The organism is Roseobacter sp., assembly GCF_045106495.1.
Classification (GTDB): Bacteria; Pseudomonadota; Alphaproteobacteria; order Rhodobacterales; family Rhodobacteraceae; genus Roseobacter.
The window spans coordinates 224,190-248,549 of the sequence record NZ_JBGCEQ010000010.1 but is presented as its reverse complement, the minus strand read 5'-3'; the positions used below and the strand labels follow the sequence as shown (position 1 = coordinate 248,549).

The window sequence follows — 24,360 nt, the reverse complement described above, 5'->3', positions numbered from 1 at the left end:
ACCTTACCCGCTGGGAAAGGGCGCATCCGGGTAGACAACATGCGCCAGGTAGAGACCTTGGGGCGGGCATACCGGGCCGCAGGCGGTACGCGTTCTTTGCGCCAGAGCCTCAGCCACGCGATCCGGCGACCACGCGCCGGTACCGACACGTTCCAGCGTGCCGACAAAACTCCGCACCTGGTTGTGTAAAAATGAGCGCGCCCGCACATCGAAATGCATCTCTCTGCCATGCGGGGTATCGACCTGGGTCACAGTCAATTTGTCCAGCGTTTTCATTGCGCTGTCGGCCTGACAGATGGTCGAGCGGAAAGTTGTGAAGTCATGATGGCCGATCAAGTGGTTCGCTGCCCTTTGCATGACGTCGGTATCCAGCTCATGTTTGACCTGCCACACCAGACCTTCCTGATGCGTGGCCGGTGCGCGCCGCATCAGGATGCGAAACAGATACTGCCTTTGGCTTGCGGAAAAGCGTGCATGCCATTCGTCCGCGACCCGCGCGCAGTCGACAATGGCAACGGGAGCGGGTTTGAGATGGTAGTTCAACGCCTCGGAGAGACGGAAAGGCGCCCAGTCGGCTTCCATGTCGCAATGTGCCACTTGGGCCAAGGCATGCACACCGGCATCGGTCCGGCCTGCTGCGGCAATCTTGTGGGCGCGCGGTTCCAGCCGGGCCAGGGCGGCCTCGATGGCGCCCTGGACCGTCACTTGGTCTGTCTGGCGTTGCCACCCCGCGAAGGGTGCCCCGTGGTATTCGATTCTCAAAGCGTAGCGCGGCATGGCGCAGCCCCTAGCCTGTGGCGAACATTGCGTCAAATGTCTTTCTTCGCTCTGGCATGGCCGTGCAGCAAGCCTTATGTAGCGGACAACAAAACCTTAGGGACAGCCAGATTTTGGTTATTGCGTCACTCGCAGATACAGTTCTGCGCCAGATTGAAACCGTGCAAGACACCGTCAACGAAGCTTTTTTCGAGCCGGTGATCCGCGTTGGCGTGACCGGTCTCGCGCGCTCCGGAAAGACGGTGTTCATTACCTCGCTGGTGGCCAACATGATGGATCGCGGGCGCATGCCGCATCTGGTTGCGGCCGCCGAGGGGCGGATTGAAGCCGCGTTCCTGCAACCACAGCCTAATGACACGGTTCCCCGTTTCGATTTCGAAAGCCACTTGTCGCATCTTACCGCCCGCGCACCGCAGTGGCCCGACAGCACGCGCGCGGTCTCTGAGTTGCGCCTGTCGCTTCGGGTTCGGGGTGCAGGATTGCTTGCTGGGTTGCAGGGGCCGCGCACGATCCACGTGGATATCGTGGACTACCCCGGCGAATGGTTGCTGGACCTTGCGTTGCTGGACAAAACCTACGCTGAATGGTCCCGCGAGACATTGGCGCGATTGCAAGGTCGTGCAGAGGCCGGGCAGTTCGCAGAAATTGCCGCGCAAACTGACCCTGCAAAGACCCTGAATGAACCAACCGCCAAAGCGCTGGCTGAGGCTTTCACAGGCTACCTTCAAGCGGCCCGAAACGCTGGATATTATGATTGCACGCCGGGGCGGTTCTTGCTGCCAGGCGATCTGGCGGGGTCGCCGGTTCTGACTTTTGCGCCTTTACCGGGCGAAGGCACTGGGCCACGCGGATCGCTACTGCGTGAGATGAACCGCCGGTATGAGGCGTACAAACGGCAGGTCGTGCGCCCGTTTTTCTACGACCACTTTGCGCGCATCGATCGTCAGGTGGTGCTGGTTGATGCGCTGGGGGCGATCCACAAGGGTCCGCGTGCGGTGGAAGACATGCGTGGCGCCATGACGGATATTCTGGGCGCCTTTCGACCCGGCCGCAACGCGTTCCTGACGCAGTTGTTTCAGGGCAAACGGGTTGAGAAAATTCTGTTCGCAGCCACCAAGGCCGACCATTTGCACCACAAACAGCATGGGCGTCTGAGCGCGATCATGGAAGCTTTGGTGCGGGGTGCTACGGATCGTGCGCGGTTTGCCGGTGCCGAAACATCATCTTTGGTGATTGCCGCACTGCGCGCGACTACCGAAGACACCATGACCCATAAGGGTGGCGACTTGGATGTGGTGCGGGGCACCCTACTGGACACGGGCAAACAGGCGGCGTTTTTCCCCGGTGAATTGCCCGAAGATCCTAACCACTTGTTAACACCCGCGCGCGAAGGCGCCGAGAGCTGGCTGGATCAGGATTACCGTGTGATGAATTTCGCACCACAGCCACTTACTTTGCGCCCCGGCGATGGTCCGCCGCATATCCGGCTTGATAAGGCAGCCCAATTCCTTTTAGGGGATAGGCTATGACCACGATTGCGATAACCTCCGCGCGAATTCTTGATGCAGGCAAGGTCGGCGACATTCTGTCTGCGTCCAATGATTTGATGCCCTGGTTACCGCGATTGCACTCAGCGGCTGAAGAAATCATGTATGCCGAGGAGATGATCAAGGCCGGCTGGATCCGGTTGGCGCGGGCGGATGACAAGATTGTTGGCTTCATTGCGCGGTGGGAAAACGATATTCATGCCTTATATGTCTTGCCGGACTGGCAAGATCAGGGCATCGGCACGGCCTTGGTGGAAGATGCCAAGTCGGAATGCGAAACACTTGTGCTGTGGAGCTATCAGGCAAACACGAGTGCAACGCGGTTTTACGGTTTGCGTGGTTTTGTCGAGATGGAGCGCACCGATGGCAGCGAAAACGACGTCGGGCTGCCGGACATCAGGTTTGAGTGGAACAGGCAAAAGCAGCTTCAGAGCAAATGGCAAATACCGACCCGGTACTGATCGATCTGGAAAATGACCCACCTGCCGCTTCGGTTGCGGATGCGGCACCCGTTCCAGATATAGATACCGCTTTGCCCAGCGGACTGGCGATGCAGATGGCCGCCGGTCTGGCGGCGCGCAAACCCTCGCGTTTGGTGCGTTGGTTCTGGTCGCTGGCATTGGCTCTCGTCGGTGCATTTGCCTCCATTGCGCTATGGGATTTTTTGACCGGCTTGATGCTGCGCAACCCGATTCTAGGTTGGGGTGTGACCGGGCTCACGGTTGCATTCTTTGCCGTGCTATTGGTCATTTGCCTGCGTGAAATCGCGGCCTTGGGGCGCTTGGGGCGGTTGGACGGGTTGCGCCAGGCGGCGGATACGGCAATTGCAGAGGGCGATCTCGGCGCCGCGCGGCGTGTCACGAAACGGCTTTTGAGTTTGTATCAGGGCAGGGAAGACACGCGCTGGGGGCGAGATCGGTTTGCGCATTTGCAAGACGATCAGATGGATGCGCCCGGCCTCATCGCACTGGCGGACCATGAAATTCTGGGCCCTCTGGATGTCGCGGCCTCGCGAGAAGTTGAAGCCGGAGCCCGACAGGTGGCAACCGTGACGGCGCTGGTACCTTTGGCGCTGGCGGATGTCGCTGCGGCGCTGACCGCCAACCTGCGGATGATCCGGCGGATTGCCGAGGTCTATGGCGGGCGGTCCGGAGTGCTGGGCGGATGGCGTCTGACCCGGGCGGTGATGGCGCATCTGGTCGCGACCGGCGCGGTCGCCGTGGGCGATGATCTTTTGGAGCCGGTTCTGGGCGGATCAATCCTGGGGAAACTGTCCCGGAGGTTTGGCGAGGGTCTTGTCAATGGCGCCTTGACCGCGCGCGTGGGTGTCGCCGCGATGGAGGTCTGTCGGCCCTTGCCTTTTGCGGCTGGAAAAAAGCCGAAAACGCGCGATATCATTAAGAGGAGCCTTGGCGGATTGTTTTCTGCATCGTCAAAATCCTGAACGCATCGTGACCATGCTTCGGCATCAGGAGAATTTGGAATGGAAAACTTTGCCGCCGATCTGTCCACAATGATCCGCCGACCTCTGGAAGCGGATCACATCGCGGCACTGCGCAAACGTGGCAAGGTTTTCGAATTCGAGACCGGTGAGATTGTTCAGGAACCGGGGCGCGACATCGCCCTGTTTCATTTTGTTTTGTCCGGCGAGTTGGAATTTTTTGATCCGAAAACTTTCAAAGGCGTTGGCGGGGCGACACTGCGCGCCGGACAGTTCTTTGGCGATTTACAGTTCTTATCGGGTGGCGTGGCGCTGGTGGGAGCAAGGGCGACCGAGAATAGTGAGGTGCTGTGCATTCCGCGCGGTGATGTTTTACAACTGATGTCGGATCTGCCGGAAATGAGCGACATCATTGTGACCGTATTGGCGGCCCGGCGCAGGCGTGCAGTTGAAGCATCAGATTCCGCTCTGACCCTGATCGGAACCGAGGTCAGCAGCGATATTCGACATGTGGCCAGCTTTGCAGCGCGCAATCGAATTCCCTATCGCGAGATTGAAATTACTTCCGATGAGGCACGGGCTCTGGCAGCGGACTGCGGGATCGAGAACGCGCATCCGGGTGTGATTTTCGGGCGGGATCTGAAGATCGATCCACCGACACCGCGCGGTGTCGCGCGGGCGTTGGGGTTGCATCTGGAGATGTCGCAGAACTGTACTTTCGATGTTTTGATCGTGGGTGGCGGCCCGGCCGGTGTGGCGGCAGCGGTCTATGCCGGGGCTGAAGGCCTTAAAGCGTTGGTGCTCGAAGACATGGCAATCGGCGGGCAGGCGGGCACGTCGAGCCGGATCGAAAACTACATGGGTTTTCCAACTGGCATTTCCGGGGGCGATCTGGTTGGGCGCGGGGAGGTGCAGGCGATGAAGTTCGGCACACGGTTTTCAGTGCCGCGCCGCGCCGTGACACTGCGACAGTGTCCGGAGAAGTGGTTTCATGCGACGCTGGATGATGGTCAGGAGGTGAATGCCAGAGCTTTGATCGTTGCAACCGGAGTGCAGTATCGCAAATTGCCGCTTGAGGGCTTGGAGCGATTTGAGAACGCAGGCATCTACTATTCAGCCACAGAATTGGAAGCGCGCTATTGCCGCAACAGGGAGGTCGCCGTGATTGGCGGCGGTAACTCCGCTGGGCAGGCAGCGATGTTTCTGGCCCGCACTACGCGACATGTGCATGTTCTGATCCGCGGTGACACGCTGGCCGCGTCCATGTCGGACTATTTGTTGCAACGGTTGAATGCGCACCCGCGCATCACCATCCACACGCGGACCCAAGTGCAGGGACTGCATGGGGATAAGACACTTGAGAAGATCACCATTTACGACGGTGCATCTGGACAGAATTGGGATTTGCGCACAGGTGCGCTGTTTGTGATGGTCGGCGCTGCGCCCAATACGACGTGGCTGTCTGGCGTAGTGGCACTGGACGCGAAGGGTTTTGTTTTGACGGGCGCGGATGTCGAAGCCGGCTCGCAATTTGAAACCTCCTGTCCAGGTATTTTTGCCGTGGGTGATGTGCGCGCGGGCTCGGTGAAACGTGTGGCTTCTGCAGTGGGCGAGGGATCCGTCGTGATGTCTGCGGTCTGGGCGCATGTGAACGGATGACTTGCTGCAACGGTGACCTGAAAACCCACCCGCAGGTGGGTTTGTCCCGGCCTCGCGTCTTGGGTCTTGTTCGTGTCCGCCTGTCTGCCTATAAGACGCGCATGACAAGCCTTTGCGCGATTATCATACGAATTACATCCCCGGCGCTCTGACCGTTGAGACGCCGGGCCAAGGTGTTTGAGCCGCTCGCACCGACCGCTTTTCCATATCCACGCTCCATCCGAAGGACGCCCACCATGTGCGCCGACACGACCGACACCACCGAAAAACTTGACTACAAATCAACGCTGAACCTGCCAAAGACGGATTTCCCGATGCGCGCCGGCCTGCCCAAGCGCGAGCCCAATTGGCTAACGCGTTGGGAAGACATGGGCATCTACGACCGGTTGCGTGAAAAGACGGGGCGTACGCCTTTCACGCTGCATGACGGTCCGCCCTATGCCAACGGGCATTTGCACATCGGTCACGCGCTGAACAAAACCATCAAGGACATCATCGTGCGCAGCCATCAGATGATGGGATTTGATGCGCGCTACATCCCGGGTTGGGATTGCCACGGTCTGCCGATCGAATGGAAGATCGAGGAGCAATATCGCAAGAAGGGGCGCGACAAGGACGACGTGCCGATCAATGATTTCCGCGCGGAGTGTCGCAAGTTTGCAGCCGGGTGGGTGGACATCCAACGCGAGGAATTCAAGCGCCTTGGCATCACCGGTAATTGGGCCGATCCCTATCTGACGATGGATTTCCATGCCGAGCGGGTGATCGCCGAGGAATTCATGAAATTCCTGATGAATGGCACGCTCTATCAGGGCTCCAAACCGGTGATGTGGTCACCGGTGGAAGAAACCGCGCTGGCTGAGGCGGAAGTGGAGTACCACGATAAGGAAAGTTTCACGGTTTGGGTAAAGTTCCAGGTTGTGGGTACTGGGGACAGGACCCTCGATGATGCCTATGTGGTGATCTGGACCACGACGCCCTGGACCCTGCCGTCAAACAAGGCGGTGGTTTATGGCGAAAACATTTCTTACGGGCTTTACGAGATTACGGGCCGCCCGGAAGAATGCTGGGTCACCATCGGGGACCGCTATATTCTGGCCGATAATCTGGCTGAGGATGTTCTGGGACGCGCCCGTCTTGAAGAAGGTATGTATCGTCGCCTGTGCGCTATCACCAACGAAGATCTGGCCAAAATCCAACTCAGCCACCCCTTGTCGGGTGTTGAAGATGCGCAGGGCGAATGGGATGACATTCGCGATTTCCGTGCCGCAGATTTTGTGACCGACACCGAAGGCACGGGCTTTGTGCATTGTGCGCCTTCCCACGGGATGGAGGAATACGAGCTTTATCGCGATCTGGGGATGCTGCAACAGGTCATCACTTACAACGTGATGAATGATGGGCGTTTTCGCGATGATCTGCCGCTCTTTGGGGGGACGGCGATCCTGAAGCCGAACGGCAAAGAAGGCAACGCCAACGCGGCGGTGATCAACAAACTGGCCGAAGTCGGCGGTTTGCTGGCGCGCGGCAAGATCAAGCACAGCTATCCGCATTCCTGGCGCTCCAAAGCACCAGTGATCTATCGCAACACGCCGCAGTGGTTTGCCGCGATTGATAAATCCGTGGGGGATGGGCTGGATACCCATGGCACAACGATCCGCGAACGCGCCTTGACCGAAATCGACAATGTGAACTGGACGCCGAAATCTGGTCGCAACCGGCTGCATTCCATGATGGAGGCGCGCCCGGATTGGGTGTTGTCGCGGCAACGGGCCTGGGGTGTGCCGCTGACGTGTTTCACCAAAAAGGGTGTGTTGCCCACAGCAGATGACTTTTTGTTGCGCAACCCGGAGGTGAACCAGCGGATTGTCGAGGTCTTTGAAGCTGAAGGCGCGGATGCCTGGTATGAAGACGGGGCCAAGGCGCGGTTCCTGGACGGTATCGTGAACCCGGATGACTATGATCAGGTCACCGATATTCTCGATGTTTGGTTTGATTCAGGTTCGACCCATGCGTTTACTCTGCGTGACCGGGCAGATGGGTCCGAGGACGGCATTGCAGATGTTTACATGGAAGGCACAGACCAGCACCGCGGCTGGTTCCATTCTTCGCTGTTGCAGTCCGTGGGTACCACCGGGCGGGCGCCTTACCGCAACGTGGTGACGCATGGGTTTACGCTCGATGAGAAGGGCATGAAGATGTCCAAGTCCTTGGGCAATACCATCGTGCCAGAGAAAGTAGTGCAGCAATATGGCGCGGATATCCTGCGCCTTTGGGTGGCGCAAACCGACTACACACTGGACCAGCGGATTGGCGCGGAAATCCTCAAAGGGGTATCCGACAGTTACCGCCGTCTGCGCAATACAATGCGTTACATGCTGGGTTCTCTGAGCGATTTCAGTGAGGCTGACCGGGTTGATCCTGCGGATATGCCAGAGTTGGAGCGTTGGGTGCTGCACCGTCTGGCGGAACTGGATCAAACCGTGCGGGACGGTTACGCGAAGTTTGATTTCCAGGGGGTTTTCCAGGCGGTCTTTACCTTTGCCACCGTGGATTTGTCGGCCTTTTATTTCGATGTACGCAAGGACGTGCTCTATTGCGATGGGGACACGCCGGAGCGTCGCGCCGCCCGGACGGTGCTGGATCTGTTATTCCACCGGCTGACCGGCTGGCTGGCGCCGATCCTGGTTTTCACCATGGAAGAGGTCTGGCTGCAGCGGTTCCCGGATGAGAAGAGTTCGGTACACCTGACGGATTTCCCAGACACGCCCGACGCGTGGCGCGACCCGGATCTGGCAGCGAAATGGGCGAAAGTGCGCAGTGTCCGGCGCGTGGTCACGGCTGCCTTGGAGGTGGAGCGGACCAACAAGGTCATTGGCGCCTCCCTAGAGGCCGCGCCTTTGGTCTATGTCTCTGACGCGGAGGTGCGTGATGCTCTGGAAAGCCTGCCTTTTGCAGACATTTGCATCACATCGCAGATTGCGGTCAGTGCTGATGCGCCATCCCAGGATGCCTTCACGCTGCCGGATATCGCAGGCGTTGCCGTTCGTTTTGCAAAAGCCGAAGGCGAGAAATGTGCACGCTGCTGGAAGGTCTTGCCGGATGTCGGCCAGCATGATCACCCCGGCGTCTGTGCACGGTGCAACAGCGCAATCGGTTAAACGATAGTGGGAAGGCGGCTCGGGCGGCCTTCCCCCTGTCTGCCTCAGGCGATGCCGTCGATTTGGTTTTGGCAATCGGTGGCGTCAAACCACCCCAATGAGGCGGATATCAGCATGATTTCCGTAAGGTCCAACGCTTTCCAACCCGGTACTGTGACTGGATTTTTCGTGTCCACATGGGGACCGTTCAGCGTCCAGAGATAGACCACGTGGTCACCATTGTCCCGGATGCCTTCAGATCGGGAAACTCGGCTTAAAAACCGGCGGTCCTATCTGTCAGTGCTTGGGTGCCTTTACGGAGATCGCGGCGGTTGATCACGACTTGAACGTTCTGTTCGAAATGGGTGGCTAATGCAACCGGATCGCAGGAATTCCAGGCGGACGTGTCGTCAGCTGCTTTGTGTTTAAGCGCCACAATCATGATCCTTTGAAAAAGAGATTTGGGGCGAATGTGGGTAGTCTGCCGCTTTTCCGGAAAATTTCCCAACGAATTTGCGAGGCACGTCGACGGCCCCGGAAAGGCGCAAAAACCGGGTTGTTCACAGCGCGGTGTTGAGAGAGGATCAACAGATGCAAGAAGCAACGGTTCATACGCAATTCGGATCGCTGACGATCCGGGAAGAGGACGAGGCGATAACGCAGTTGCGTTGGGGTAAATCTCTGCGCAACGATGATACGGCATTGCTGAAGGAGGCCGTGCGGCAGGTCGCAGAATACGACGCGGGCACGAGAGAGCAGTTTGACATTCCCATCCGGGTCCAAGGCAGTGCTTTTCAGCGGGATGTCTGTGATGCAATCTCGGCAATTGCCTTTGGTGATACCTGCACCTATGGCGACATTGCCAAAGCGCTGGCGGTGCCTGCACAAGCTGTGGGTCAGGCCTGTGGCGGCAATCCGATCCCGATCATTATCCCCTGTCACCGTGTCATGGGGGCCAAGGGGCTAACCGGATTTTCCGGCGCGGGTGGCGTGGAGACCAAGGTTGCCCTGTTGCGCCATGAAAAAGCGGCGGGGCTGCTTATTTAGGCGCCATGTGGGTTGAGCGCGGCCAGTCGCGGCATTTGTTGCCGGTGATACCGGGGTGCCGTAAGCTGAGTTTAACACAGACTCTATTCGGGTAAGTGCTCTGTTGCGCTCGGAAACAGCTGTTGTGCGATGCCGGCAAAAACGAGGTATAGCGAGGTCACGACCAGCCCCCAATGCGCCCAGCTTTGCGGATGGAAATCGACCCACGCGGCCCAGCCTGCGAAAAATGTCCAGGCCAAGGCCATGGGCAACGTGATTTTGCGCCATCGTTCCGTGCGTACCGGGTGGACGAATTTTAACGGCACAAACATGGCAATCGCCAGCACTGTGACCAAAGTCAGAGACACCCAGAAGTTTGGCTCAAGCGCGAAGATCACCAAGACAAGCATGTTCCAGCATCCGGGAAAACCTGAAAATGAATTATCCTTTGTTTTCATGCGTGTATCTGCGAAGTACAAGGATGATGTAAAGGTGATGATAATGATCGCAAACCAGCCGGTCCAGCCGTCCATCAAGCCGGATTTGAACAGCGCGAATGCTGGAATGAAAACATAAGTCAGGTAGTCGATGATCAGATCTAACAACACGCCATCGAATTCAGGTGCGTTTTGTTTGACGTGGTAATGGCGGGCGAGGGGGCCGTCGATTCCATCAACGAAAAAAGCCACAACCAGCCAAAGGAACATCAGATCCCATTTGGCCTCTACAGCAGCGAGCATTGCCAGCATCGCAAAAACTGCACCTGTGGCCGTAAAAAGATGCACGCAAAGTGCGCGTAGTCGAAGTGTCATTAGGCGTTTTTGCCGCATGCGTGCGGGGGATGCAAAAAGAAAAGACCCGACGCGGTGGACGTCGGGCCATTCTGTCGCAGGTATCGGATGCCGTTCAAGGCGTGACGCGCACGTCTTCGAGCGGATAGGCCAAATAATCCTGATCTGCCCAGGCTGAATGGCAATCATGGCAAAAGGCTTGTTTGAACTTCATCGGTTTGCCATTCGGTTGCAGGCCGCCATAGACCCAATCGTTTGTATCAGGGGCTTCGCCCGCGGCGACCTTTGTCATAATGAACAAGGGGCCTGGTCTTGCCATTTTCTTTTTCTTACTGAAAGACACACTCTCCTTTGCCAAAACTGACCCGACTGGCATTGTGACGCCTTCTTCTTCGAATTTAAGGTATTGTGGCGCAGCGATCTCATTGGCAAAGGTCAGCAGTGCGCGGTTACTGTGGGCACCCGCGATGGCTGCAGATGTCGCAGTGACTGTCCAATCTCGATAGGCCGTTCCAACAGGATCGCCGGTTTTTGCATAACCTTCTGCCATCGCGGCTTTTACGCAATCGTAGATAGCGTCAACCTCCGACTGTTCGAGGTCCAGAGGGCTTTCAACTGTATAGTCGCAGTCTGCCGCATGAGAGCTGGTTGAAAAAACGGAAATGCCAACGGCGGCAAGGAAAGTTGTAATGCGTGTCATGATCGTACCTCAGGTATTTAAGTGTGGCGGAATGCCGCAGTTGGCAGCGTTGCACATGTCCGCGCGCCGTTGAGGTAAACCTTCGCGCACAATTTGGTGAGCTGCTTCAGGCTTTAGGCTTTAGGGTGGGCACGGTCGTAGACTTCCATCAGTCTGGCGGTGTCCACTGCGGTATAAGCTTGTGTTGTCGACAAAGAGGCATGGCCCAGCAATTCCTGTATCGCACGCAAATCGCCGCCTGCTTCCAGAAGATGCGTAGCAAAACTATGGCGCAAGGCGTGAGGCGTTGCGCTGGCAGGCAAACCCAGTTGCATGCGGGCGCGGGCCATGACTTTTTGAATTGCGCCGGGACGCAAGGCCCCCCCGCGCACCGCCTTGAAGAGCGGCCCGGTTGCATCCAGTGGATGAGGGCAGGCGCGCAAGTATGCAGAGACAGACGCCTTTGCGGCCGGAATGACCGGGACAACCCGTTCTTTGCCGCCCTTGCCGGTGATCCGAAGCACATCTGGCAAAGGCGCATCTGCGCCTGTCAAACCTAACGCTTCGGAAATTCTCAACCCACAGCCCCACAGCAATGTAACGACCGCGACATCGCGCGCGGCGACCCAGGGTTTGTCCGACTGAAATTCGATGGCATCTATCAGGCTGCGCGCGGCATCTTCTGCCAAGGGTCGCGGCAGTTTTTTCTGGAATTTTGGCGCGCGTATGGAGAGGACGGCGGTGGGTTCAAAGCCCTCGCGCTCTGCCAACCAGCGATAGAAGGCTTTGACGGCAGAAAGTTTGCGCGCCATCGAGCGTGCCCCGATCCCGGAGCCGCGGGCTTGTGCCATCCATGCCCGCATGTCGGTCACCGTGAGACGCGACAAGGCCGCAAGCCCTTGTTGTTCGGCTTTGTACTCGGTGATAACCGCCAAAAATTCCGTAACGTCGCCCTGGTAGGCCGTAATCGTGTTTTCTGCAGCCCCACGTAGAGCACGTTGGTGACTGAGCCAAACCTCCAACGCGTCTCTCGCAGCGGGGCTGATCAGGCTCATGACAACCAGCGGCGTACCACCCGTTCAAAAGCGCCGGCGAAAAACAGCAAAAGGTCAGTGCCTTGATGCGGACCAAACACGGTCTCGTCGACAGCACCTAAAACCAGCATGCCGGGCAGCCTATTGGGTCCGAGATCGAGCATCAAACAGGCTTCGGATCGGATCTGCTCCGCCTTGACACCGTAAACAAGGCCAGACCCGCGCTGGATCTGGCGCAGGGTGATTTGCCGAGGTGCACCGTCTCGATTTTGCGCCAGATAGCTCGCAACGAACCCGGGATCCGCTACGGTCAGCCCATGGGTCAGGGGAATGATCTCACGTTCGGTCGTGCATTTTTCGGCCTCCAGCACCAACTTGGCCACATCCACCCGCAGAATGTCGGCGATCTCGCCGCCCAAATCTTCCAGAACGGTCTCGAAACTTGTCGGTTCCAACAGCCGCAAAATCGCACGGTGGATTTGCTGGGTGCCCGCCACGTTTTCGTAGGCAGCTGCGATCACTGAACGGTGCGTGTTTTCCAGACGGTCCAGACGGGTTTCCATCCGGTCCATCGCAATGCCGCGCAAGTCCACGATATTGGGCCCCATGGACCTTTCGTTTTCTGCAATCAACGCCTTCATGACGTCTGAATCGTCCAGAATGGCATCGGGTCGCGAAATAATCGCTGCGCGCACAGCGTCTTCTATTTTTGGTATGCTGCTCATGTTGTGCTCTTTTGTTTTTCTTAACGCTATCACAACGGCCGCATAAAATCTGCACCGAAAAGAGCACGATCATTCAGGATCAGCCAAGGTGTTGCCGATGGGTGCCAGCATCACAGGGACGCTGGCCAGCCTGGCAAGAATTGCTCTCAGAGGATGTTCTGACCCGTCTTGGCCCAGTCTGCCATGAATTGCTCCAAGCCTTTGTCGGTCAAAGGATGTGTGGCCAGTTTCTTGATCACTTCTGGCGGAGCGGTGATCACATCGGCGCCGATCAGGGCTGCGTCCTGCACATGGTTCACCGAGCGAATGGAGGCGGCCAGGATTTCGGTTTCAAAGGCGAAGTTATCATAGATGGTGCGGATGTCCTGGATCAAATCCATCCCGTCGAGGTTGATGTCATCCAGACGCCCGATGAAAGGGCTGATGAATGTTGCACCGGCCTTAGCGGCCAGAAGTGCCTGATTGGCAGAGAAACACAAGGTCACATTGACCATCTTTCCCTCGCCGGACAGCACCTTGCAGGCTTTGAGCCCGGCCCATGTCAGCGGCAGTTTCACGGTGATGTTTGATGCGATCTCGGCCAGTTTGCGCCCTTCGGCAATCATCGCATCTGCTTCGAGCGCCACAACCTCGGCACTGACAGGCCCCTCAACGATGTCGCAGATCTCTTTGGTTACCTCAAGAATATCGCGCCCGGACTTCAGGATCAGGGAAGGGTTCGTTGTCACCCCATCGACCATGCCCAGGTCATTGAGTTCGCGGATGGCTTGGGTATCGGCTGTATCAACAAAGAATTTCATTGTTGCTGTTCCTTTCGAATGACAATGTGAACGCTAACATGTTTGCCTCTTGCGCTTGGCTTTACCGCATGATCTGCGATGCTGAAACCCTGAAATGTCCTTGCCAGCCGGAGCATGCCTGTTGAGCTTGCCGCAATTCTACGATCATGGCGACCTGATTGGCGTGCTGACAACGCAACCTTTGGGCCGTGCGCTGGACTACCGCGCGCCTGAAGGCGGGTGCCACTTGGGCGCATTTGTCGAAGTGCCCTTGGGACCGCGCAAGGTTTTGGGCGTGGTTTGGGGCCCGGGGCAGGGTGATTATGATCTGTCCAAGATACGCGCTGTTTTGCGGGTACTCGACGTGGCGCCAATGCGTGCGGAACTGCGGGCTTTTCTGGAGCGGGCCGCCGCATACACGCTGACACCAATGCCTGCTATGTTGCGTTTGGCGACGCGTGCCCCGGGGTTGGGCGATCCGCCGTCGATGCGCAAGATCTATCGGCGGGGCCATGGCGAGCCAGAAAAGATGACGGCGGCGCGGGGCAAGGTGCTGGACGCGCTGAGCACCTATGGTGATTTGGCTTTTACGCTGAATGAGCTGGCTGAAATGGCAGGTGTGGGAACCTCTGTGGTCAAAGGCCTAGTGGCGCTGAATGTCGTGAAAGAAGAGAACAGCCCGCGTGATTTGCCCTTTCCGCGGCTTGATCCGGATCAACCGGGCAAGGCATTGACCCCGGATCAGGCGGCTGGGGCGGCGCAATTGGCCGAAGCTGTCGCCAGTGCACGTTATGGCACCACTCTGTTGCGGGGGGTCACAGGCTCCGGCAAAACCGAAGTCTATCTTGAAGCTGTGGCGGCGGCCCTGCGGGCGGGGCGGCAAGCTTTGGTCTTGCTGCCAGAGATCGCATTGACCGCAGAATTTCTGACGCGGGTTCAGGAACGGTTCGGCGCAAAGCCCGCAGAATGGCATTCCGGCGCGACCATGACCGAACGGCGCCGCATCTGGCGCATGGTGGGACAGGGCGATGCGCAATTGGTGATCGGCGCCCGGTCGGCGCTGTTTTTGCCGTTTCAGAACCTCGGGCTCATCGTTGTCGATGAAGAGCACGACACCTCCTACAAGCAGGAAGAAGGGGTTTTATACCACGCGCGCGACATGGCGGTGCTGCGAGCGTCGATCTGCGGGGCGCAGGTGGTTCTGGCCTCTGCGACACCCAGTCTGGAAAGCTGGGCCAATGCGGAGGCTGGCAAATACAACCGGTTGGAACTGACCTCGCGGTTTGGTCCGGCCGTCATGCCGGAGATGTGTGCCATCGACATGCGCGCCGAGACCTTGCCGTCTGACCGCTGGGTCTCCAAGCAATTGCAAGACGCGGTGACAGCGCGCCTGGACAAGGGGGAACAGGCGCTGCTCTTCATCAACCGGCGAGGCTATGCGCCGATTACGCTTTGCCGGGCCTGCGGCCACCAGATCGGCTGCGAGCACTGTGATGCCCGCATGGTGGAGCACCGGTTTCTCAAGCGACTTGTGTGCCATCAGTGTGGCGAGACAAAACCAATGCCGGATCAATGCCCGTCTTGCGAGATCGAAGGTCGGCTGGCAGCGGTAGGGCCCGGCGTCGAACGGCTAGGTGAAGAAGCAGCCCGTCTGTTTCCGGACGCACGGATCGCGACGCTCAGCTCGGACATGTATGGCACTGCGCGCGCGTTGAAGGCCGAAATAGAGGGCATTGCCGAGGGAGCCGCCGATGTCATCATCGGCACGCAGTTGGTGGCCAAAGGGCACAATTTCCCCAATCTGACACTGGTTGGGGTCATCGATGCCGATCTTGGCCTGCAAGGTTCGGACCTGCGCGCGGCAGAACGTACGTTTCAATTGATGCGCCAGGTCGCAGGCCGCGCCGGTCGCGCCGAAAAGCCCGGCACTGCGCTGATGCAGACCTACCAGCCGGAGCATCCGGTGATCCGCGCGATTCTGGCCGGAGATGAGGATCGATTCTGGTCCGCAGAAGCGCGGGAACGCGCAGCAGCGGGCGTGCCCCCCTATGGGCGTATGGCCGGGATTATCCTGAGCGGACCGGATGTGGCGCAGGTTTTTGATGCGGGCAATGCTTTGGCACGTCAGGATGCGCCTTTACGCTCTATTGGAGCACAGGTTTTTGGGCCTGCACCTGCGCCCATTGCTCGGGTGCGGGGCCGCCACCGGGTGCGTTTGCTGGTCAAGGCAGAGAAAACCGCACCGCTGCAAGTGGCGCTTGCCAAATGGGTGGCGCAACTGCGTCTCTCGGGCGATTTGCGGCTGGCGGTCGATATCGATCCGCAGAGTTTCTATTGACACGTATGCGTTGAAAAGCGGTTTCTGATAATCTCCTGAAAGGTATCGCCGGAAACATCGCCTTCCAATGCGCAGGGTATTTGTGCGCTTTTGCGCCTCGCCAAGGGGTCATAAAGAGCATATTGCAAAGCTATGGTCCAGTTTGTCACCTTGTCTCAAGCACATGAGCTGCCGGTTTTGCGGCGTCCGATCACCTTGCTGTTTGTGATGTCATTTGCGATGCCTATCGCCTTTTTCACCTGGTACGCGCTTTTGAATAACTTCACCAAGGAAGTTGCCGGTTTTGACGGTGCCGACATCGGGCTCCTGCACACCATTCGTGAAGTCCCGGGCTTTCTGGCCGTGGGTGTCATTGCCGTTATCATGATCATGAGGGAGCAGGTGCTGGGGCTTTGTTCATTGGTATTGCTGGGCCTGGCTACGGCCGTGACCGCTCAGTTTCCGGAACTTACAGGCATCCTGATCCTGACCTTCCTCAGTTCGGTTGGTTTCCACTATTATGAAACTGTCAATCAATCGTTGCAGCTGCAATGGCTGCCCAAGGACCGTGCACCACAAATACTGGGATGGCTGCTGGCCTCGGGTTCGGCGGCGACTTTCATTGTCTACTTCGTGATTATGATTTTGTGGGAACCTTTGGGTCTGACCTACAATATTGTGTTCATGACGGGCGGTGGTGTCACAGTTGCCATCGCAATATTTGCAATGCTGGCCTACCCGCAATTCGAAGCGCCCCATCCGCAAATCAAGAAAATGGTCCTGCGCAGGCGATATTGGCTCTATTATGCGCTGCAGTTCATGTCCGGTGCACGGCGGCAGATCTTCATGGTCTTTGCGGGCTTTATGATGGTCGAGAAATTCGGATTTCAAGTGCACGAAGTTGTGGGGCTGTATCTCATCAATCTGGTGATCAACATGGCCGTGGCCCCGTTTTTGGGGCATATCGTATCTCGCTTTGGCGAACGCAACGCGCTGGTTTTTGAATACGCCGGGTTGGTGTGTGTTTTTCTGGCCTATGGCGGGGTCTATTTCTACGATTGGAGATTCGAAGTCGCGGCGTTTCTCTACGTGATCGATCATATGTTTTTTGGTCTTGCATTGGCGATAAAAACTTACTTTCAGAAGATCGGCGATCCTGGAGATATTGCGCCCACGGCTGCCGTTGCCTTCACCATCAATCACATTGCAGCAGTGTTCTTGCCGGTATTGCTGGGCCTTTTGTGGCTTGTCTCGCCGGCGGCCGTATTCCTGATGGCGGCGGGCATGGCGGGCGTGTCGATGGCACTGGCAATGTTGATTCCGCGCCATCCTGAAAAAGGCAATGAAACCATTTTTGCGCGACCGGTGACGGCTGCGGCGGAATGAGCGATGCCCGCTTTCTGACCGGCTCAACCATGGGGCATGTCATACGGATGACTGCAACAGGGGCCATGGGGATCACCTTTGTGTTTCTGGTTGATGCCGCGAACCTGCTGTGGATTTCGCAACTGGGTGACGCGAAACTGGTGGCGGCGATCGGTTTTGCCTTTGCAATCCAGTTCTTTTCAGTTTCCTCCGGTGTGGGGCTGATGATCGCGACGACTGCGCTTGTGTCGCGCAGCATTGGGGCCGGGCGCCGGGACGCTGCGCGCGATCAAGCGGGCGCCGCAATTGTCATTGCTGCCGGATTTCAGGCTTGTGTCGCCGCGCTTGTGATCTTTTTCAGGCATGATCTGGTTAGCCTCGCCGGTGCATCGGGCGAAACGGCGGCCCTCGCGGCAAGGTACCTGGGATTTACCATGCCATCGCTGGTTTTCATGGCCGTTGGCATGATCGCGTCAGGTGTACTGCGGGCTGAGGGCCTCGGGGCGAAGTCCATGTATATCACGCTGCTGTCGGGCACGTTGTTGATGGTGATCGACCCGATCTTGATCCTTTGGCTCGAGCTTGGGCTGGATGGAGCAGCGATCGGTCTCGTTTGTTTTCGCATCGCCCTGATGGCGTTGGGCCTCTTTTTTGCAGCGTATCAGGAAAAACTCATCGCGTTGCCATCACGGGCCAGTGTCTTGCAGGTGTTGCGCCCGTTTTTGGCGGTGGCGTTGCCCGCCATTGCCACCCAGATGGCGACGCCGGCGGGCAACTACTTTCTGACCATTGTCATGGCGCCTTTCGGGGATGATGCAGTTGCCGCATGGGCTGTCGTGGGTCGCCTGACAGTGGTTGCCTTTGGCGGCATCTTCGCAATGTCCGGTGCGATTGGCGGCATCTTCGGGCAAAATTACGGAGCGGGGCAGTATGACCGGTTGCGCAGCACCTATCGCGACGCGTTGCTTTTTTGTCTGGCCTATACGTTGACCACATGGGGGGCACTGGTTTTGGCCGCCCCCTATGTCGTGGCGGCATTCGGGTTGACCGGGCAAGGCGCTGACGTTCTTTATGCCTTTTCAACAATCGGTGTCGCCGGGTTCATCTTTGTTGGCGCCTTGTTCGTCTCAAACGCCGCCTTCAATACGTTGGGCAAACCGGGGCGGTCGACATTGGTCAACTGGACGAAAGACGGGTTGTTGAGTTGGCCTGCAGCGGCACTCCTTGCAACGGTTTATGGCGCGCCCGGTGTGATTTATGGTCAAGCTGTCGCTGGTATGCTGGTCGGTTGTCTATCGGCGCTTTGGGGGTGGCGTTATGTTGCCAGTCTTCAACCAGCGGTTTCCGGCCCCCTTGACCTCCCTCCAGCGCGGCCCTACCCGAACCCAGATCGTTACCGGAGACGCTAATGCCGACGTTCACTGCGCTGACAACTCTGCCCGGAAAGGCTGCCGCTGAAACGCTCGGCGCGGCAATGGAACATCTGGACCCGGAACCGACCGGTGTCGGCGTCTTCGAAGTCGAAGACGGATCCGGCCTATGGGAAGTGGGCGGCTACTTTACTCAGCCACCGGATGACACGGCGCTCACTGTGTTGGCAACTGCAATGGGAGCAAAACCCTTTGTTGTGTCGGAATTGCCTGAAACCGATTGGGTCGCACATGTCCGCCGGGAGCTGGCGCCGGTGGAGGCAGGTCGTTTTTTTGTCTACGGCAGCCATGATGCGGACAAAGTGCCGCAAGTTTGCGAACCGTTGCTCATTGAGGCCGCAATGGCATTTGGAACCGGTCACCACGGGACCACGCTGGGGTGCCTGCGGGCGCTCGACAGGCTGGCCAATGCGGGTTTTGTCGGCCAAAACGTCGCGGATATCGGTTGCGGCACCGCTGTATTGGCAATGGCTGCCGCCCGCATCTGGCCAAATCCTGTGCTGGCGAGCGATATTGATCAGGTCGCTGTGGATGTCGCGACAAGCAATGTGTCTGCAAACGGCTTGCAAGGGCGCGTTCACTGCGTTGAAGCGGCGGGGTTTGATCATCCGGGCCTGTTAAATGCCAGCCCATTCGATCTTGTTTTTGCCAATATCCTCAAAGGCCCCTTGATCGCTTTGGCACCAGACATGGCGCATCACTTGAAGCCGGGAGGATACGCCATTTTGTCAGGCATCCTGAACGAACAGGCCAACGACGTCGTTGCAGTTTATGCACAATCTGGGATCAATCTTCATAATCGCGAAGAGATTGTTGACTGGACAACACTTACTTTAAGTAGAAATCTGCCTTAATTGCCCTGTTTTGGGGCACTTCGCCCAAATTAAATTGAAATTTACCCGTTTTTGAAGCAAATTACTTTTTGATCTGGCGGGGGCCTGATTGTCAGGAGAGTGTGGTGGTTGATTACGCTCAATTTGAAAAACGTGTCGCTTCCGTAAATACGAAGCATCAGAAACTGTCCCGCGGCTACACGGCAAAAATTGACGATACCGGGTTGATTCAGGTTGAACCCAAGCGCGAGCGGTCGTTCTACGGTTTGCGGATCATTGTGTTTATTGTCGCCGGCGTTTTGCTCGTGAAGTCGTTGATGATCTCATCTGTTGGGATTGCGACATATGAAAATCGTATACAGGAATTGTCTGCGGGCATGGCCGTCGAGCAGGCCGCCGCTTGGGTGATGCAACCCGATCGTTTGTCACGGTATGTGGCGGAAAATATCACGAAGTTGATACCTTGATTTAGTACGGATGGCGCCACGCGTTGTTCGGGTGTGTGAACGAACATCCTTTGTCGATGTTCAATAGTAAAAAACCGCTTCTTCGATGTCGAAGAAGCGGTTTTTCTTTTCTCGGAACGTCTTGCTTTGCAAGCTGTTCAAGGCTTATCGAATGATGTTGCTATCCGCGATCACGTCGATGTCGGAGCGGTGCAGGCCGATGTCTGCCAGTTCACGATCTGACAACGATGCCAATGCGTTACGTGTCACGCGGGAATCGTTCCATGCGATGACAGCTGCAATGGCTGTGCTGAGAAAACCGAAGAAACGGCTTACTGCAGATGCGGTGCCGTATGTGGTGCGGGATGTGTCGAAAGTAGTCATAAGTGCCGTCCTTTGTCTGAAGGTGAACCGATCATGTCGGTGTGTTGTAAGGGGCAGATAGGACCTGCTTAGTTTTTCAGCAAGGTGAGAATTTGCATGTTTGATATGCACGCCGTGCATGGATGAGTTTGTTGGTTAACGTACAGTAAATAAACAAAAAACAATACTTCATAGCTGTCGAAAACAGACTCCAAAATGACGTATTTTGACGATGGAGCGGTGCCTTGGTCGCTTGCAAGGCATTTGAGGACCCTGAAAGGAAACTCTTGGCGGATGTTCGCCTTTCGTGCTAGTGGATCAAAAAAGAAATAAATTGTCAGGGCAGGGCTTTTGATACGGGTTATTGGCATCGATCCAGGATTGCGCAACCTAGGTTGGGGCGTGGTTGATGTCTTGGGCAACCGACTCATACATGTGGCGAATGGCGCTTGTACATCAACCGGAGATGTCCTGAGTGAAAGGCTGTTGTCTTTGCACAACCAATTGTCTCTGATCTTTGCTGAGTTCAAACCGGAACAGGCAGCCGTGGAACAGACATTTGTCAACAAAGACGGAGCGGGTACGTTGAAATTGGGACAGGCGCGGGGCATCGCCATGCTGGTACCTGCTCAAGCTGGTCTGACGGTCGCTGAATACGCGCCCAATACAGTGAAAAAAACTGTCGTTGGTGTGGGCCACGCGGATAAGAACCAGGTCCTTCACATGGTGCAAATGCAACTGCCAGGTGCTGCGATCAAAGGACCCGATGCTGCCGACGCTTTGGCCATCGCCATTTGTCATGCGCACCATGGGCAGGCGAGCGGCCTGCAAGCGGCGGTTAGAAGAGCGCGGGCATGATTGGCAAAATCACCGGACGGGTCGACTACAAGGCCGCGGATCATCTGTTGATCGATGTGCGAGGTGTGGGGTATCTCGTTTATTGCTCTGATCGGACTATGGCGACGTTACCGGGCGTCGGCGAAACAGTCGCCCTTTTTACCGATCTCGTCGTGCGTGAAGACCTGCTGCAGCTTTTTGGTTTCACCACTCTTGCCGAGAAGGAATGGCACCGGCTGTTGACCTCAGTTCAAGGCGTCGGGGCCAAAGCCTCATTGGCCATTCTGGGGACTCTCGGGCCGGATGGTGTCAGCCGCGCTATCGCCTTGGGCGATTGGAACGCGGTAAAGGCGGCGAAGGGCGTCGGCCCAAAGATTGCGCAACGCGTGGTGCTGGACCTGAAAGACAAAGCACCAGGTGTCATGGCCATGGCGACCACTTTGGCAGAGGCGGAAGAGGGCGCGTCATCGCAGGTTTTGGAGACCCCGGTTGCGTCGCGCGCTGCGCCCGTTTCATCCTCGGCGCAGGCGGACGCATTGTCCGCCCTTGGCAACCTTGGCTATGGGCCAGGCGATGCGGCGGGTGCGGTGGCGCAGGCAGCGGGCGACATACCAGATGCCGACACCCCGGCACTTATCCGAGCCGCGTTGAAACTGTTGGCCCCGAAAGGCTAGGATGATGCAAGCCTTGCAGGACTTTACATGACAGACATCGACCCGACCGTGCGGCCAGAGCCCTTGCCAGAGGACCATGACCGCGCTTTGCGGCCGCAAATGCTGGACGAGTTCGTGGGGCAGGCTGACGTGCGCGCAAATCTAAGTGTTTTCATTCAATCGGCCCGCCAGCGCGGCGAAGCCATGGACCATACGCTTTTTCACGGTCCGCCCGGGTTGGGCAAAACCACGCTGGCGCAGATCATGGCGCGCGAGTTGGGCGTGAACTTTCGCATGACCAGTGGCCCGGTGCTCGCAAAGGCTGGTGATCTGGCGGCGATCCTGACCAACCTGGAACCCCGCGACGTCTTATTCATTGACGAAATCCACCGTCTCAATCCGGCTGTTGAGGAAGTTCTTTATCCGGCACTGGAGGACTTTGAGCTGGATTTGGTGATTGGCGAAGGTCCGGCGGCGCGCACGGTGCGCATTGAGCTGCAACCTTTCACGCTTGTGGGGGCCACAACGCGGATGGGTTTGCTGACGACACCATTGCGCGACCGGTTCGGCATTCCTACGCGTCTGCAGTTTTATACCGACGATGAGCTCTTTGTGATCGTCGATCGCAATGCGCGCAAACTCGGCGCCCCTGCGGACGAAGGTGGGGCGCGTGAAATAGCCCGTCGTGCGCGGGGCACCCCACGGATCGCGGGGCGATTGCTGCGACGTGTGGTGGATTTTGCCGTGGTAGAAGGCGATGGCCGTGTGACGCAGAAACTTGCCGATATGGCGTTGACCCGGCTGGGTGTTGATCTGCTGGGCCTGGATGGCGCGGACCGGCGCTATTTGCGACTGATGGCAGAAAATTACGCGGGCGGGCCTGTGGGGATTGAGACCTTGAGCGCGGCCTTGTCCGAAAGTCGGGACTCGCTGGAGGAAGTAATAGAACCCTTTCTGTTGCAGCAAGGATTGATCCAGCGCACACCGCGCGGTCGCATGCTGGCGCAAAAAGGATGGTCGCATTTGGGAATGCAACCGCCGAAAACGCAAACGGACCTGTTTGGCGGATGAGAGGTTGCGTGACCATACCGACGAAAGCGGCAAAGGTAGAAAGACACCATTCATGATAGACGCAGCCGCCATAGAAGCGCTCTTCACACGTGGAGATGGCAGTTTTTCCTTTGCCCGTTGGGGCAGGCCGATCGCACCGGTCGTTTTTGGGGTCACGGATGATACGCTAGCCGTAGTTAAGGGCGCGCTGGAGGCGATGATGGTCTTGTCCGGGCATCAAATGGCGGAAACGGACCCGGAACTCGGCAGCAACTTCATGGTGTTCTTTTTCCGCAATTGGGACGAGTTACCGGACGTGCCCGGTTTGGACCGGTTGATCCCCGATCTGGCCCCGCTGATCATCCGGTTGAAATCGGTAGACGCCAATCAATACCGTATTTTTCATTTTGACACGGACGGCGCGATCAAGGCCTGTTTTGTTTTTCTGAAGATGGACGAGGAACTGAGTGCGGTTCCGGCTGAAACGCTGGCGCTGAGCCAGATCGTGCAATCGGTTTTGCTTTGGTCAGATACGGCTTTTCGTGGTGCTTCGCCTTTGGCGGTGGCCGGTGAGAAAACTATTCTGCGCCCGGATGTTGCCGCGCTGATCCGTGCCGCTTATGACCCGGTGATGCCAGCAGTATCGCAAGACCCTAGCCATGCGTTACGCCTTGCCGCGCGGGTGGGGTTGGCACAATGATCGACTGCCAGGCTTTCGCGCAGGAGTGGGAGGCGGGATGGAACAGTCATGATCTGGATCGGATCGTGTCGCACTATGACGAGAATATCGTTTTTCGATCGCTTAAGGCGCGTGACTTGATGGGCACGGGTGTGATCCGTGGACGCACAGCACTGCGTGCCTATTGGGGTGCTGCGCTTGAGGCCCAGCCGGATCTCGCGTTTCGTGTGCAGGACGTGTTTGAGGGGCATAAGATGATGGTGATCAGCTACCTGAACCATCGCGATGTTCTGGCTGCCGAGACGCTGCATTTTGGTGCAGACGGGCTTGTGGCCGAAGCTGCGGCCTGTCACAGGCGACAGGTGATCTGATGCACCGCTTTCCGATCCGCGTCTATTACGAAGACACAGACATGGCGGGCATCGTCTACTATGCAAATTATCTGCGTTACATCGAACGGGCACGCAGCGATTGGGTGCGCGAGATCGGCATTGATCAACGGGCGATGAAGGCCCAAGGCACCGTGTTTGCCGTGCGTCGGGTCGAGGCGGATTACATACAGCCTGCGCATTTTGATGATGTGTTGTCTGTCGCGACCAGCCTTTGCAAACTGACTTCCGCACGCATGGTCATGGTGCAAAAATTGTGGCGCGATGATACTTTGTTGTTTGCCGCCGAGGTCGTGATTGTTTGCATTGGCGCGGACGGAAAACCCGTGAGATTGCCAGCAGAACTTCGCTCAATGCCAATTAGTGACCCTAGCTGACAGCATAGTGATAGCAATCTGCG

General features: G+C 57.4%; 25 protein-coding genes. 17 read left to right on the top strand and 8 right to left on the bottom strand.

Annotated elements, in window-relative coordinates; all coding sequences use genetic code 11:
* Positions 1 to 3 precede the first annotated feature (3 nt).
* Complete coding sequence (truA, locus tag AB8B75_RS08200) at positions 4 to 777, bottom strand: tRNA pseudouridine(38-40) synthase TruA (RefSeq protein WP_405361319.1); 774 nt, start codon at positions 775 to 777, stop codon at positions 4 to 6.
* 113 nt (positions 778 to 890) lie between these two features.
* Between truA and AB8B75_RS08195 the strand changes: the two genes are divergently transcribed.
* The 5 genes from AB8B75_RS08195 (at position 891) to ileS (ending at position 8,585) form a co-directional block, all read left to right on the top strand.
* Complete coding sequence (locus AB8B75_RS08195; RefSeq protein ID WP_405361318.1) at positions 891 to 2,306, top strand: YcjX family protein; 1,416 nt, start codon at positions 891 to 893, stop codon at positions 2,304 to 2,306.
* Positions 2,303 to 2,785, top strand: a complete 483-nt coding sequence (locus tag AB8B75_RS08190) for a GNAT family N-acetyltransferase (RefSeq protein WP_405361316.1) — start codon at positions 2,303 to 2,305, stop codon at positions 2,783 to 2,785. Before AB8B75_RS08195 ends, AB8B75_RS08190 begins: the two co-directional genes overlap by 4 nt.
* Complete coding sequence (locus AB8B75_RS08185) at positions 2,761 to 3,768, top strand: YcjF family protein (protein ID WP_405361315.1); 1,008 nt, start codon at positions 2,761 to 2,763, stop codon at positions 3,766 to 3,768. The genes AB8B75_RS08190 and AB8B75_RS08185 overlap by 25 nt, the downstream gene beginning before the upstream one ends.
* Positions 3,769 to 3,807: 39 nt before the next feature.
* Complete coding sequence (locus tag AB8B75_RS08180; protein ID WP_405361314.1) at positions 3,808 to 5,424, top strand: FAD-dependent oxidoreductase; 1,617 nt, start codon at positions 3,808 to 3,810, stop codon at positions 5,422 to 5,424.
* A gap of 236 nt (positions 5,425 to 5,660) precedes the next feature.
* Entirely contained in the window at positions 5,661 to 8,585 is a 2,925-nt protein-coding gene (gene ileS, locus AB8B75_RS08175; protein WP_405361312.1) for an isoleucine--tRNA ligase, read from the top strand.
* Between the two features lie 44 nt (positions 8,586 to 8,629).
* Here the strand turns inward: ileS and AB8B75_RS08170 are convergent, their stop codons facing one another.
* The gene (locus AB8B75_RS08170; RefSeq protein ID WP_405361310.1) at positions 8,630 to 8,794 is read right to left on the bottom strand and encodes a hypothetical protein; all 165 of its coding nucleotides are present in this window, start codon (positions 8,792 to 8,794) and stop codon (positions 8,630 to 8,632) included.
* 361 nt (positions 8,795 to 9,155) lie between these two features.
* Here AB8B75_RS08170 and AB8B75_RS08165 point away from each other — a divergent pair, with 361 nt between their 5' ends.
* Positions 9,156 to 9,611, top strand: coding sequence for a methylated-DNA--[protein]-cysteine S-methyltransferase (locus AB8B75_RS08165; protein ID WP_405361308.1), 456 nt, complete (start codon positions 9,156 to 9,158; stop codon positions 9,609 to 9,611).
* 83 nt (positions 9,612 to 9,694) lie between these two features.
* Here the strand turns inward: AB8B75_RS08165 and AB8B75_RS08160 are convergent, their stop codons facing one another.
* The 5 genes from AB8B75_RS08160 to fsa form a co-directional block, all read right to left on the bottom strand.
* Positions 9,695 to 10,402, bottom strand: coding sequence for a CDP-alcohol phosphatidyltransferase family protein (locus AB8B75_RS08160; protein WP_405361306.1), 708 nt, complete (start codon positions 10,400 to 10,402; stop codon positions 9,695 to 9,697).
* 94 nt (positions 10,403 to 10,496) lie between these two features.
* Positions 10,497 to 11,081, bottom strand: coding sequence for a cytochrome P460 family protein (locus tag AB8B75_RS08155; RefSeq protein ID WP_405361304.1), 585 nt, complete (start codon positions 11,079 to 11,081; stop codon positions 10,497 to 10,499).
* Between the two features lie 113 nt (positions 11,082 to 11,194).
* Entirely contained in the window at positions 11,195 to 12,115 is a 921-nt protein-coding gene (locus AB8B75_RS08150) for a tyrosine recombinase XerC (RefSeq protein ID WP_405361303.1), read from the bottom strand.
* Positions 12,112 to 12,819, bottom strand: coding sequence for a DUF484 family protein (locus AB8B75_RS08145; protein WP_405361302.1), 708 nt, complete (start codon positions 12,817 to 12,819; stop codon positions 12,112 to 12,114). Before AB8B75_RS08145 ends, AB8B75_RS08150 begins: the two co-directional genes overlap by 4 nt.
* 146 nt (positions 12,820 to 12,965) lie before the next feature.
* Complete coding sequence (fsa, locus tag AB8B75_RS08140) at positions 12,966 to 13,619, bottom strand: fructose-6-phosphate aldolase (protein WP_405361300.1); 654 nt, start codon at positions 13,617 to 13,619, stop codon at positions 12,966 to 12,968.
* Positions 13,620 to 13,713: 94 nt separating this feature from the next.
* On the opposite strand from fsa, the gene AB8B75_RS08135 reads away from it, so the two are divergent.
* From AB8B75_RS08135 to AB8B75_RS08115, 5 genes are all read left to right on the top strand, one after another.
* The gene (locus tag AB8B75_RS08135) at positions 13,714 to 15,936 is read left to right on the top strand and encodes a primosomal protein N' (protein WP_405361298.1); all 2,223 of its coding nucleotides are present in this window, start codon (positions 13,714 to 13,716) and stop codon (positions 15,934 to 15,936) included.
* Positions 15,937 to 16,068: 132 nt separating this feature from the next.
* Positions 16,069 to 17,301, top strand: coding sequence for an MFS transporter (locus tag AB8B75_RS08130; protein ID WP_405361297.1), 1,233 nt, complete (start codon positions 16,069 to 16,071; stop codon positions 17,299 to 17,301).
* Positions 17,298 to 18,689 (top strand): MATE family efflux transporter, encoded by a 1,392-nt coding sequence (locus AB8B75_RS08125; protein WP_405361296.1) that lies wholly within the window; start codon positions 17,298 to 17,300, stop codon positions 18,687 to 18,689. The genes AB8B75_RS08130 and AB8B75_RS08125 overlap by 4 nt, the downstream gene beginning before the upstream one ends.
* Complete coding sequence (locus AB8B75_RS08120; protein WP_405361295.1) at positions 18,689 to 19,564, top strand: 50S ribosomal protein L11 methyltransferase; 876 nt, start codon at positions 18,689 to 18,691, stop codon at positions 19,562 to 19,564. Before AB8B75_RS08125 ends, AB8B75_RS08120 begins: the two co-directional genes overlap by 1 nt.
* 104 nt (positions 19,565 to 19,668) lie before the next feature.
* Entirely contained in the window at positions 19,669 to 20,010 is a 342-nt protein-coding gene (locus AB8B75_RS08115) for a hypothetical protein (protein WP_405361294.1), read from the top strand.
* Positions 20,011 to 20,154: 144 nt separating this feature from the next.
* Here the strand turns inward: AB8B75_RS08115 and AB8B75_RS08110 are convergent, their stop codons facing one another.
* On the bottom strand, positions 20,155 to 20,373 hold the full coding sequence (locus AB8B75_RS08110) for a DUF1127 domain-containing protein (RefSeq protein ID WP_405361292.1): 219 nt from the start codon (positions 20,371 to 20,373) through the stop codon (positions 20,155 to 20,157).
* A gap of 330 nt (positions 20,374 to 20,703) precedes the next feature.
* Between AB8B75_RS08110 and ruvC the strand changes: the two genes are divergently transcribed.
* The 6 genes from ruvC to ybgC are packed head-to-tail and all read left to right on the top strand — an operon-like array spanning position 20,704 to position 24,337.
* Complete coding sequence (gene ruvC, locus AB8B75_RS08105) at positions 20,704 to 21,210, top strand: crossover junction endodeoxyribonuclease RuvC (protein WP_405361290.1); 507 nt, start codon at positions 20,704 to 20,706, stop codon at positions 21,208 to 21,210.
* Positions 21,207 to 21,863 carry a Holliday junction branch migration protein RuvA gene (ruvA, locus tag AB8B75_RS08100; protein WP_405361289.1) on the top strand — a complete coding sequence of 219 codons (657 nt, stop codon included), beginning with the start codon at positions 21,207 to 21,209 and terminating at the stop codon, positions 21,861 to 21,863. Before ruvC ends, ruvA begins: the two co-directional genes overlap by 4 nt.
* 27 nt (positions 21,864 to 21,890) lie before the next feature.
* Positions 21,891 to 22,913 carry a Holliday junction branch migration DNA helicase RuvB gene (gene ruvB / locus AB8B75_RS08095; protein ID WP_405361287.1) on the top strand — a complete coding sequence of 341 codons (1,023 nt, stop codon included), beginning with the start codon at positions 21,891 to 21,893 and terminating at the stop codon, positions 22,911 to 22,913.
* A gap of 52 nt (positions 22,914 to 22,965) precedes the next feature.
* Entirely contained in the window at positions 22,966 to 23,592 is a 627-nt protein-coding gene (locus tag AB8B75_RS08090; RefSeq protein WP_405361286.1) for a hypothetical protein, read from the top strand.
* Positions 23,589 to 23,942, top strand: a complete 354-nt coding sequence (locus AB8B75_RS08085; RefSeq protein ID WP_405361284.1) for a nuclear transport factor 2 family protein — start codon at positions 23,589 to 23,591, stop codon at positions 23,940 to 23,942. The genes AB8B75_RS08090 and AB8B75_RS08085 overlap by 4 nt, the downstream gene beginning before the upstream one ends.
* The gene (ybgC, locus tag AB8B75_RS08080) at positions 23,939 to 24,337 is read left to right on the top strand and encodes a tol-pal system-associated acyl-CoA thioesterase (RefSeq protein WP_405361400.1); all 399 of its coding nucleotides are present in this window, start codon (positions 23,939 to 23,941) and stop codon (positions 24,335 to 24,337) included. The genes AB8B75_RS08085 and ybgC overlap by 4 nt, the downstream gene beginning before the upstream one ends.
* The last annotated feature ends 23 nt before the right edge of the window (positions 24,338 to 24,360 follow it).